This is a genomic window from Sphingobacterium corticibacter (genome assembly GCF_003076635.1).
Lineage (GTDB): Bacteria > Bacteroidota > Bacteroidia > Sphingobacteriales > Sphingobacteriaceae > Sphingobacterium > Sphingobacterium corticibacter.
Genome location: NZ_QDKG01000001.1, coordinates 524,609 through 537,120 on the forward strand (window position 1 = coordinate 524,609; position 12,512 = coordinate 537,120).

Sequence of the window (12,512 nt, forward strand, 5' to 3'; positions counted from 1 at the left end):
TTTCTTTCGTACAAATGTCGTTCCTTTTTTTGTACAGAAAAAGAAATATATTGGCCTTAGCATACATATTATGAAGATATTGATCGTAGAAGATGAAATCGAACTGCAACAACTAATGGTTGAGTTCTTATCGAAAGAAGGTTTTCTTCTCGAAGTGGCCGCCAATTTTTCGGAAGGATTGGAAAAAATGTCTTTGTACCAATACGCTTGCATTTTGTTGGATATCACTCTGCCTGATGGTAGTGGTATGAAATTGTTGCAATCTTTACGAGAGCGTGGAGATAGTACACCGGTAGTGATTATTTCTGCGAAAGGATCTATTGATGATAAAGTAGAGGGATTGAATCTTGGCGCAGATGACTATCTTCCCAAGCCTTTTCACTTGGCTGAATTGCTAGCACGTATCAAATCAGCCGTGCGAAGGCACAATAATCATGTTGATAATCGTGTAACTTATAAAAATGTTGTTTTGGTTCCGGATGATCGCAGTGTATTGGTTGATGGTAATGTGTTACAGCTGAATCGCAAAGAGTTCGACGTGCTATATTACTTTATCATCCGTCCAGAAAAGTTGGTGCAGAAAGCACTATTGGCCGAATCGATTTGGGGAGATGCGGTAGACCAGGCTGATAGCCTTAACTTCATTTATTCGCAAATAAAAAATCTACGTAAAAAACTGCGTGACTATGATGCCGAAGTAGATATTCAAGCTGTATATGGTGTAGGCTATAAATTGGTATAACGATCATGGCAGTCTCTATCAAACAATATACGATGCGCTATGTAATGATTGCCATCTTTGCAGTCATGACCGTATGGGCGCTACTTTTTTATGCGTATATACTAGATGAGGTATATGATAATGCAGACGATGGTTTACGCAACCAGAAGATCAATATTTTACGAGCTGTTTACGAAGATCCATCTGTCTTGGAATTACGCGAGTATGGTGTCAATGAGTTTCGCATTACCCCACTGGCCGATACGGTGTTTGACGAAAAAAATCGGTTTTCGAATGAATTCTTTTATATGCCTTATGATGACGAAGACGAGCCGTATCGCTTACTAACGACAATGTTTTACGGGCCTGATAAGAACACCTACTTACTGGAAATTCGGGCATCCACGGTGGAGCGAGATGATTTAATTATTGACCTTTCTACCGCTTTATTGGTATTGTATATTGTGATGATTTTGAGCATTTATCTGCTCAAAGAATATATCTTCACGCGTGCTTTGCGTCCTTTTAAGATAATACTAAAAGATCTGAACGATTATCAAGTCGGGAAGACGACAGCCATCGCACCAGTAGATACCAATGTATTGGAGTTCCAAAATCTGCATCAACACATCACATCGATGGTAGCGCGAAATGCAGCCGTGTTTGCCGATCAGAAATTGTTCATTGAAAACGCTTCCCATGAATTGCAAACACCGTTGGCTATTGCAGTTAATAAGCTGGATTTAATATTAGAAGATGAAGAAGTGCCATCTGGCGTGATGGCCAAGTTAGCAGATACCAAAGCGTCGCTAAAAAGGTTAATCGATCTCAATCGATCGCTATTGTTTTTGTCGCGTATCGAAAATCGGCAGTTTGTGCAGAACGAACTGATTTCGATAAATGCTTTGACTGATGAGCTACTTGGCAACTTTCAAGATATTGCGGAGCATAAGGGAATTCAAGTGAATGTAGATTATAACGCGGCCTTAGACGTAAAGGGCAATCGAGATCTACTGGCTATGGCCTTGTCAAATCTGATTCGTAATGCGATACGTTATACGGAATCTGATGGCAAGATTCGTATTGCCATTCATTCAAATAGCTGGCAAATCGCTAATAGTACTAATCTCGGAGCCTTGCCAGAAAACTACATATTTAACCGCTTTTATAAAGGTACCGATAGCATACAATCCAACGGATTGGGGCTTTCGTTGGTATGGTCAATCCTGCAGATCACCCCTGGTGGTGGGGTAACGTACCATTTTGAAAATAATTTTCATGTTTTTTTAATTTCTTTTACAAATTCCTAAATCTTTCCTAAATACGCCCTCATCTTTGTTCCTAATAAGATTTAGCACAGAGCATGAGAAGGCGTCATATTTCTTTTTTTGGATTTCTGATACTCGTACTAAGTGCCGCCGGAGCATCCGGTCAGGACAAGAATAGCTCCGTTGCTAAATTGCCGCAAAAAGCGAAAGACTTTTTGAATGCGCATTACGCCCGTATAGATGTCGCCTCAGTGAGTGAGGATGTACAATCGTGGTTTGAAAGTAATGTGTACCGCGTGATATTGAGAGATGGAAAACGGATCGCATTTGATGAGTCGGGGAATTGGAAAGAGGTGGATGGCAAAAGAGCTGCTCTTCCATTCAATCTGATACCAGCCGATGTGCGAGCTTACGTTGCGCGTAGTTTTCCGAGAACGGAGGTGGTGAGAATGAAAAGAAATAAACATAGATATCACGTAGCGATATCTAACGGATTACAATTAGAATTTAATAACAAAGGAGAATTTATAAAAATTAAGCAACAATAACTCTACACTACACAAATGAAAAATGCAGTCTTAAACACTTTGGTTCTGTTAACAATGGCAGTGGCTTTCCTATCTTGCGACAAAGAGGAAACGATTCAATCGGCAGATTTGCCTGTCGCGGCCAACACTTTCTTGACTACACATTTTGCGAAAGCAAAAGTATCGCATGTCAAAAAGGAAAAAGAAGGTTTGTCCGGTCGGGAATACACGGTTTACTTGAGCGACGGAACGGAGATTGTTTTTGATAAAAACGGTGATTGGACAGAGGTTGACGGAAGCAACAATACAGCGATTCCAGAAACATTTATCTTAGCGCCAATTGTATCTTATGTCAATGAAAAGTACCCCGATGCAAAAATTGCGAGTATTGAAAAAGACAGAAATGAATTCGACGTGGAATTGACCAACGGATTTGATTTAGTCTTCGATGCTAACGGTACTTTTAAACGGATGGATTAATCCATCTGTTGGCTTACTACCTGGGAAATAGAAAGTCTTTTTCATCTTCTTGATCAAACGGCTTGCGGGCCAACTTTTAAGAAGATACGTTGATATTACACAAAAACCTTGGCTGCCTAGCCAAGGTTTTTGTGTTTATGTAATTCTGATAAGCTAGTACTCCCGATTAATGACAGCAATCTTCTACGACGTAATGCTCTTCGGTCAAGCCTTTGACAACAGAGCCGCACTTAGGCATGATAGTGGGCGAGAACGGGTTGAAAACCTGCTTTTCGTTACTCAACCAATACGCTTCTTCCATAGGACAATACTGCAAGTAAATCGGATCTTCTGCAAATTTCATTTTTTCAACGAAAGACCACATCTGAGTTCCCATCTCGGACACGATTGCTTTAGAATCAGGAATGTTGGAAATGCTTTGTAATGCCGCCGCTCCCTGCCCAATGGAATCCCGCACTTTCTTGAGCCTTGCCATATCTTCAAATTGTAAGCCTTTCAATCGCATGTTCTTTACGACTGCTTGGAAAGCTTCTGCTTGTTGGTGAAGCTTATTAATGTCGTTCGATGCTAGCGCATCTTTAGTGGCGAGATAGCTTGCCAAGACCTGCTGACGCTGTGCGAAATCTGGATCTGCGGGCTGCGCAGTGGCGCAGCGGCAGAAAATAAACATGGATAAGACGGCAAATATCATTAGCCCTCGTTTTTGTTCTCTTAAGTTCATATTACTTATTTTTATTTTGTTGGATACGTCTAGTTTCGTTCAGCATTTTCTCATAATGCTGTTTATCAATTGCAGCTTTGCTACTCGTAGCTCTTTTTTGTAAGGTGCGTTGCAATGAGATTAATTGATTCATGGCATAAAGCTGTATATCACTTCTTTCAGCTTGCCCAATGACGGCATTGTCTTTACTACCTTTGGGATTGATCAATTGATCTAGTTTTTCCATATAATAGCGCTGTTGGCTGCGCTTGATGGCATTTACGCGCGCGTCGGTCACGGTAGGCGTCCACACCCCAGAAGTGATATCTGCTAAGTATTCTTCTAGTGGGTACGCAACTTCTGCTGACAATGATTTTAGGTATAAGTTGTGCAGCATCCCCGGACTCAAAAGCATATTTAACATCTGCTCTTGCTGATCCAAAATTTCCTTATCGGCATCCTTATTAATATACTGTTGTATATCCTGCGGATAGAGCCACATTGGTGGTGTAAACACGTTTTCATTTACATACGCGACTGCAGATTTGACTTTAGCACGTGGTACGGTTGAATAAACGGCACCGGCATCATTTCTATTTTTTTCTGTTTCGTATACGCTGCCAATATTTTTCAATACGTGGTACAAGTAGCGATTGAACTGTGAGCGAACCGCCTTGTGCATGTCTTTAAGGTTCGTATAATCGTCATTAGGTGTCGCCGTCCATTCCACCAGATTATCTACAACTCGTTTCAAGTTTTTTAGGCCGTAGCTGCTTGCCAACATCGAATCATCGCCAATATCTTCCTTTTGACTACGTGGATCTATTCCGTTTCCTTCGCCACCAAACCATAGTTTGGGATTGCTTTTAAGACTATCAGTTGTCTGTTTGATCAGGAAATCCTGCTCCAAGAATGCATCTGCGAATTGGGGTAGATATTGATATCCCCATTGGATTGCCCACGTATCGTACATACCAATGCGTGGGTAGATTCCGGCAAGACCTATATTGTCTTCGGGTTGTGCCACGTAGTTGAATCGTGCATAGTCCATAATGGATACCGTATGTCCGTGTTTTTCTACCCAAGCTTTATCCCGCAATTTTTCTACAGGAGTTTGGCTGCTAGAGCCCATATTGTGCCGAAGACCTAGACTGTGACCTACTTCGTGAGAAGAGACAAAGCGAATCAATTCGCCCATCACCTCATCATCCAATTCCATTTTTTGAGCACGTTTATCCAACGGGCCCACCTGCACCATAAACCACTGTTGCAAGAGCTTCATCACATTGTGGTACCAGCCTACGTGGCTTTCGATAATTTCGCCACTTCTCGGATCTGAGATTCTAGGTCCATAGGCGTTTGCTTTCTCAGATGCAAAGTAGCGAATAACGGAGAAGCGCGCATCCTCTAAGCTCATCGTTGTATCGCTCTCAGGCCATTCTTTTCCTACAATAGCATTCTTGAAACCAGCCTGTTCAAAGGCTTTATTCCAGTCGTTCACTCCAGCAATAAGATACGGGCGCCATTTTTTTGGTGTTGCTGGGTCAATGTAATAAACGATCGGCTGTTTTGGTTCTACCAATTCTCCGCGACGGTAATGTGCTAAATCTTTTTCCTGCGGTTCTAGGCGATAGCGTTGGATAAAATTATAGGCCTTGCTTCCTTGCTTCGCATCAGCAAATAAGATAAACTTATTCGCGAAGTAGCCCACGCGTGAATCCGACAAACGCTTCTGCATAGGAGTTTTTGGCAAGAGAACCATCGACGTGTTTATCGTGAACGTTTGCGAACCAACCGCTACAGAAGGAGAAGAAGTGGAATAGGTCTTTGCAGTCTGTACCTCTAAGTTAATCGGGTAGCTGCGCATATCGATTATAAATGATCGATCATCTGCCAACGATCCCAACTTATTCTCGGTCTTAATGCTATTGGCAAGGGATAGGACAGGATTGTCTTTCTTGAAGAGATCGGTCGCATCTACCAGATACGTGTTTTTTTGCTCATTGCTTCCTTTGATATCAAGCGCGCTGATAATAGGGTGCTGGCTCGACTTTTCCAAAGCTTGAAAGATGGCATCATCTTCCGCCGCATCTTGGCGGTAATCTACTGATCGCAAGAAAATGCGTCCAGCATTCCCTTTTTCGAAGTAAATCGTCTGTTCATTGAGTTTCTCACCGCCATACATGCTAAATCCCGAAGGTGTGGCGATAAGTCTGGTCACGGTTAAGAAATAGCGATTGAGTAAGGTGTCTGGTATTTCAAGATACCATTTCTTTTCCGATTCATACACGTTCAGCACACCTTCACGCTGTAAGGTCGATTTTTTGATGATTTTTTCGTAATCGTTCTTAGTTTTTTCGGTGCTATCGGCACGTAGGCTGAATGCCGAAGCGCCGGTGATCGAAAATCCGAGGGTTAAAATGGTAAACAGTTTTTTGATCGTCATCGTATTGTTTTTCATCATATTTTAAAAGGGAACAACTTCATTGGTGTTCAATCTAATATTTGGGTTTTTTTCCATTACATCTAATGGAAATGGGATGATATACATCCGAGAGTTTGGCTCCAAGGTGTACGTTTCCTGAGGTACTGCAGTGCTTACGATTGGGAATTTGCGGACGACTGTTTTGGCGTATTCTGGCTCAATATTCAGACGCTTCAAGTCAAAAAAACGATGGTATCCGAATGGCAATTCCTTACGTCGCTCGTTGATCACCAAATCCATGGTTTCTTTTCTGGTGTTAGGTGCCGTCAATACAGCGTCACTTCCAGCTATCCGTGTTTTTCGAAGTGTATTCAACATGTCAACAGCTTGCTGATAATTGTCTTCACGCGCATAGCATTCGGCCAGCATGAGATATAGTTCCGGCGTTTTCATCCCAACCGTTGGGTAGAAAAATCGGGTATAAGTCATGACGTAGTAGGAAGTGCCAGCGGCAGCATCTTGTAAGCTATTGTTAGTCGTGTTGAAAAATAGAGTAAAGCGTTTATCATCAGCAGATTTAAACATTGAAGTTAATTCTGGGCTAATGATATAGTTGTAGCCAAAGTTCATTTCGTTGTATCCTGTGATGTATTGATAACTTAAAACTTCTGGATTGTTAGCCGCTGGTACGTTGAGCACAGTTGGTCCTCCTTTGCTCGCCAGATCAACTAAATCAAAAAGTTTATCATTGTAAGTCAATGCCTTTAATGCAGCTTCCTTAGCTTGTGTAATTTCACGCTTAAAGAGATGGACTTTAGCTTTGAAAGCCCAAGCAAAGGCTAAGGAAGGATGGTACACATTACCCGGTTTTTCCTGAAGGTAAGGGATGGCTTCGTCGATATCCTTTTGGATAAAGTCGTAAACTTGTTGTACCGTAGATTTGGTAGGCACAGCTTCCAAATCATACTTATCCATGATGGCGATACCGCCGTCGGTTGCTGCGGTAGTAGCATCGTATGCTTTTGCATACACATTGATTAGGAGAAAATGATCGAAAGCGCGAAACACTTTCGCTTCAGCCTTGGCGAGCTGCTTTAAATCTGCGTCGCCCGTACTTTCATCGACGAGCGAAATGATATTGTTCCACTGGCCAATGTACTTGTAAGTCTGGTTGTACATAGACGAACTCGCTATACGACGTACCCGATCGGCATCGTCCTGAAAAAGGAAGTTGATCGTATTCATATTGGCGGCAACGCCGATGACGTTGGATTCTTTCAGCCATTGATCATCTACCAAGTATTGGAAGTTGTTGATCGGATATCCTCTATTGGGCCAAGCGACCAATTCATAGAAATCTTGTGTAGTTTCTACCAATTGCGATCCGGTTGGCGTAATATCAAGGTATTTGTCGCAGCTCGTGAGGCCCAGTAAGCCTGCAACGGCCAATGCTATATGTTTGATTGTCATGATGGTTCGTTTAGAAGTTTACAGAAAAGCCGAATAAAAGAGTTTTGGGCATAGGGAGACTACGCGAACCTCCATTCAAAGAATAAGTTTCTGGATCAATACCATCACCTGCTGCACTCCAATACCATAGATTATTGATTTGGGCAGTCAGTTTGGCGGATCCTAAACCAGCACGATTTACCAGTGCGTGTGGCAGGTTGTAGCTCAGTGCTACATTTCGAAGCTTAATATAGTCCGCACTGCGCACGTGTATATCAGCGTTTCTCCATAATGTGCCTAAGGTGTTCGAATACGTGACCTTGTCTTGCGGGTAGTCTACTAAGAGGCGCGGATAATCTGCCGTAGTACCGTCGGACCAACGATTGACCAATTTCTCATTGGTCAGGTCGTCACTGTTGATATCGATCACATCCAACCTCAATTTGTTGCCTCCAGAGAAAACAAACATGGTAGAAAGATCGAATGATTTGTAGCTGATTCGTTGAGTAAATGAACCGTGGTATTTTGGAGTCAAAGAACCCATATTGACCAGCGCATCTGCCGAGTTGATCCCTCTTACGCTCGTTGGTATACCATTTTCATCAAAAGTCATGTTGACTTCGCCTTTTTCGTCGTAGAATGAAGGGTAGCCATTGGTCATGCCTGCATAACGGTAGGCCATTAACGAGTTGAGTGCTTGTCCTTCAAAGAAGTAGCTGGTAGGGGCAGAGACGTAGGAACCTGCCGTTGATGCCGCGGTGGTTACTTTTTCTACGGTATTGGTGTTATGCGCGAAAACAAATCCTGAGTTAAAACGCCAGTTCTCGTTTTTAAACCAAGTACTGCTGATGTTGAACTCTATACCTTTATTGCGCAGTGAACCCGCATTTAGCATACGTGATGTAGCTCCGACAGTAGGATCTAAGGCTGTAGTGATTAACAGATCCGTACTGTAGCGATTGTAATAATCAATACTGCCGGTTAGGCGATTGTTAAATAAGGCATAATCCACACCCATATTCCATGTGGCTGTTTTCTCCCAACGCAATTTCGGATTAGGTAATTCTCCAATTTCTAAGTATTGCAAAGCGGTGTATAATCGATCTGATCTCCATCGCGCGGTCGAATATGGCGTCGTGTTTTGATCCACATTGCCCATGATACCGTAGGTTGCACGGGCTTTTAAGGCATCGACCCAAGTGATATCTTTCATGAATGCTTCGTTACTCACGTTCCATCCTGCTCCTAGAGACCATAGTGGGCGGTATTTGTATTTAGGATCTACGCCAAAAAGATCGGTTTGATCTACACGGATACTTCCCGTCAAGTTGTATCTCCCGTCGTACGTATATCCACCGTTGGCATAGGCCGATGTATAGCGGTGCAAGGTACTTGATAGTGAAGCAAAAGCTGGATTGCTCATTCTGATTCGGCCACCATATAGGTAGCTTTCGAAACCATTTTCAATAGCATCTAGCCAGTTGATGTTTATGGAAGATAATGTCGTTCTGTTATAGCCATACAGTAACTGTTGTATACTTACAGGTTTTTTAGTTTGGCGCATTTCGAAGCCCGCTAATCCGACCACTTGATGTTGGCCTCTGCTGCCAAAAGATCTGTCGTAATTGAGCTGTTGTCGAAAGTTGTAGTTGAAATTTTTCTGGCTAAACTGACTGAATCGACTGCCTGCAGGTAGGTTTGCGGTGTAGTTTCCTGTTGTACTATTCAAAGATACCAAGCTATTGTGCGACATGCGCATCATGTAGTCATCTTGATCGTAAAAACTATTTCTTTCTGACTGGTTCAGCTCATATGAAAACTGAACTTGATACGAAAGACCTTTGTAGATGTCTGCTTTCCAGTTAGTAAAAGCGCGTAGGCCTAGTGAGTTTCCGTTAGTAATTCCTTCATCCAGCGCATCCAAGATATTGAATCCCGTACTTTTAAGGTTCGGATTGCTTGCAATGGCATCAACGATAGCGCCATTGACGACTCCGCCTCCCGAAAGACTACTTGCAAGATCTACGTAAGGGCTGATAATTCTATTGCCATTCTCATCAATTATTCGAGCATATCTTTCCTGAAGAAGCATTTCGTTGTATTCGCCTTCGGTTTGTTGACCTGCAGAATAAAGTCCATTTAGACCGATCGAGGCAGTAAGCCATTTGTTTAAATTAAAAGAAGATCTCATATTCAGCGTGAAGCGCTGGTCTTGATTGTTTTTTACACGTGCATTCGAGCGATCATAATTGAAAGAAACAAAGGTGTTGCTTCTATTCGAAGCGTGCGAAATACTGGTGTTGTAACGCTGGCGGCTCTCGTTTTGCCATACTTGATCACTATATTGCTGATAATAATCGTTGTTTCTCCATTGAGCGATGGTCTGATCGTATTCCGCTGTACTAATGTTGCCAAGATTGAGATTACGATTAAGGTCGTACAACGGCGAGAAATACTTTATGCTGCTTCCGATATTACCGTATTTGTTGAAAAGCGTTGTAAAATTGCCGTTGGCTAATGCTAGATCACGTGCGAAAAGATCCTGCTCAAAATCGATCATCTCCGAAGTGCTAGCATAATTCATTTTTGAAATGTCTGGTTTTTGCGTGGTAAAAAAGTCAGCATTGGCACTGATTCTCACCCCTTGTCCTTTCCCGCGTTTTGTTGTGACAACAATAACACCGTTCGCTGCGCGAGCACCGTAGATGGATGCGGCCGCCGCATCTTTCAATACGGTGATCGACTCTACATCATATGGATTGATATCAGAAAGGGTAAAGGAAGTCGGAAGATCATCAATAACGATCAATGGGGCAGTGCCGACATTTGGCGAATAGGTAGCCACACCACGCAGGATGGGTTGGTCAGCATCGGCACCATTTACATTTTTTCGATACATTAATCCAGATACTTGACCCTCTAACGCAGAGAGAAGATCGACGTTGAGGTTCTTGTTGAGCTGTTCATTGTCTACATACGTATACGAACCTGTGCTACGCTCTTTGCTAATCTTCTGATAACCCGTTATCATGACTTCATTGAGCATCGACTTTTTCAAAGATAGAATTACTGATATCTGTCTTTCGTCCATGGTTTCATTGGTTGTCATGCTCCGCATATCGTACGACACATGGTGAAAATAGAGGATGGCATCGCGTGTGTTGGCTCGAATGGTAAACTCGCCGTTTTCGTTGGATATGGTTTGCGAAGCGAGTTCTTGCCTGTGCACGGTAACGCCCGGAATAGCTTTACCCAGACTATCAATGATGCGACCGTGTACCGTATATTCTTGTTGCAAACTTTTGGGAGCAGGCTTAAGCAGGATACGCTTTTGATCAATCTGATATTCAAAGGGTTGATTTTGAAATAAGACAGATAAAGCATCGTTGATATCCACCTTTTGAAGATTCGTGCTGATAGGTTTGCTGTTGCGTAGCAATTCGGCATCGAAAATAAATTCATAACCGTACTGTTCTGAAATCTGTTGGATAACGTCTTTTACAGGTTTGTTTTTAAACTGTAAGTTCACCTTTTGGGCATAAGTTGGCAGCTGTTTTAAGAAACAGGCCAGAAAGATCAATGCAACAAAATAGCGACGTCGATGACTACAGACGCTTTTTTGTTTTGTTTGGTTAATCATGTTGTGTAGTTAATTAAGTTGTGTTAAGTAGTTGGGTGTGGAGCATGGGTACTCCGTAGATTAATGTTTGTCGGTTTGCTCTTCTTTAATATTTTTCAAGTCCGGTCGTATCGGTGTGGATCTTACCGTCTACCAGTGTAAAACTCAAGTTGCTCGTGGCGCCCAAGAGTTTCAGTACCTCGGATAGTTTCTTGTCTTTATTGATTTTCATATAGATACGTTTTTCCGCTGGTGTACTTTGGGTATCAATATCTACATTGTACCAACGACCCAGATCGGAGAGGATGGTTGATAGCTCGCCATCTTCGTAGGCGAAATAGCGGGTCGTCCAAGCGGTAGCTTGTTTGGTGCCGCTTCCAAGTACATTGATGCCCGAGGCATCGCTGATTGCTTTCTGGCCAGGAGATAAAATGATACGCTCGGTGCCTCCATGTTCGCTGAGCGCAATACTTCCTTTTATTAAAGAAGTCGTTACGGCTTGGTCTTCCGGATAGTTTCTAATGTTGAATTGTGTCCCTAGCACTTCAATCAGATTGTTGCTTGCCCACACTTTGAAAGGTCTAGATGCGTCATGAGCGATGTCAAAATATCCTTCTCCTACAAGCTCCACTTTTCTTTCCTTGCTGTCGAATGGAATAGGAAGTTTTAGCGATGAGTGTGCATTAAGCGTAATGGTGGAACCATCTTCCAACACAAACTTAAAATCGGAGCGCTCGGTATAGAATGTTTGCTCAACAGGCTTTACGCTATTTTTCGCTAGTGATAAACGTAAAGTCTGACTATCTACCAGCTGATAGATGATGTTCTCGGTTGTCCAGACCGAATCTTTTTGATCGGTTACGCTGTACGTCGTTCCTTTTGCATCTTTGATTAATAAGCTTGCCGTTGGCGGGTTTACATCTTTTAAGTCTTGGAGCTTTGGTTTGGTCAAAAAATGAAAAATACCAAAGATGATGAGTATCGACGCGGCAATTGAAAAGCCAACGGTTCTCCATCTCATTACTCTTGGCTTCGAGGAACCCTGGTACGCTAATAATCGCGTATGTACTCTGTTCAAACTAGCGTCGATTTCAAGATCACGAACTGTTTGTGGCTGATTATTGAACCCAAGTTCAATCAGCGCTTCTAAGTCTTCTTGACTCGCTTCTTCGAAGTATTGAAATAGTGTATCTAGTTCAGCTCTGCTAGCTTTTTCGTCAAGATAACGCAGATAGATATCGGTAATTTTACTGGACATATATTAATAAATACGCAACAGGGGAGAGGAAACACTACGATAGGAATAAAAAAATTAAAGATTTT

The 12,512-nt window shown here is 42.4% G+C and carries 9 protein-coding genes; 4 read left to right on the forward strand and 5 right to left on the reverse strand.

The features are described 5' to 3' along the window. Positions 1-70: 70 nt before the first annotated feature. From DC487_RS02280 to DC487_RS02295, 4 genes are read left to right on the forward strand one after another with little or no spacing between them, the layout of a single operon-like run. Complete coding sequence (locus tag DC487_RS02280) at positions 71-742, forward strand: response regulator transcription factor (RefSeq protein WP_116774329.1); 672 nt, start codon at positions 71-73, stop codon at positions 740-742. 5 nt (positions 743-747) lie between these two features. Beyond that, complete coding sequence (locus DC487_RS02285) at positions 748-2,031, forward strand: sensor histidine kinase (protein WP_116774330.1); 1,284 nt, start codon at positions 748-750, stop codon at positions 2,029-2,031. Between the two features lie 53 nt (positions 2,032-2,084). Then, on the forward strand, positions 2,085-2,537 hold the full coding sequence (locus tag DC487_RS02290; protein WP_116774331.1) for a PepSY-like domain-containing protein: 453 nt from the start codon (positions 2,085-2,087) through the stop codon (positions 2,535-2,537). 54 nt (positions 2,538-2,591) lie between these two features. Further along, the gene (locus DC487_RS02295) at positions 2,592-2,996 is read left to right on the forward strand and encodes a PepSY-like domain-containing protein (protein WP_165799001.1); all 405 of its coding nucleotides are present in this window, start codon (positions 2,592-2,594) and stop codon (positions 2,994-2,996) included. Positions 2,997-3,162: 166 nt separating this feature from the next. Here DC487_RS02295 and DC487_RS02300 read toward each other — a convergent pair whose 3' ends face one another. The 5 genes from DC487_RS02300 to DC487_RS02320 form a co-directional block, all read right to left on the reverse strand. Beyond that, entirely contained in the window at positions 3,163-3,717 is a 555-nt protein-coding gene (locus DC487_RS02300) for a DUF3347 domain-containing protein (protein WP_116774333.1), read from the reverse strand. A gap of 1 nt (position 3,718) precedes the next feature. Next, positions 3,719-6,160, reverse strand: a complete 2,442-nt coding sequence (locus tag DC487_RS02305) for a zinc-dependent metalloprotease (RefSeq protein ID WP_207774291.1) — start codon at positions 6,158-6,160, stop codon at positions 3,719-3,721. Between the two features lie 3 nt (positions 6,161-6,163). Then, positions 6,164-7,591, reverse strand: a complete 1,428-nt coding sequence (locus DC487_RS02310; RefSeq protein ID WP_116774334.1) for a RagB/SusD family nutrient uptake outer membrane protein — start codon at positions 7,589-7,591, stop codon at positions 6,164-6,166. Positions 7,592-7,601: 10 nt separating this feature from the next. After that, the gene (locus tag DC487_RS02315; protein WP_116774335.1) at positions 7,602-11,210 is read right to left on the reverse strand and encodes a SusC/RagA family TonB-linked outer membrane protein; all 3,609 of its coding nucleotides are present in this window, start codon (positions 11,208-11,210) and stop codon (positions 7,602-7,604) included. 85 nt (positions 11,211-11,295) lie between these two features. Further along, positions 11,296-12,447, reverse strand: a complete 1,152-nt coding sequence (locus DC487_RS02320; RefSeq protein WP_116774336.1) for a FecR family protein — start codon at positions 12,445-12,447, stop codon at positions 11,296-11,298. Positions 12,448-12,512 lie beyond the last annotated feature (65 nt).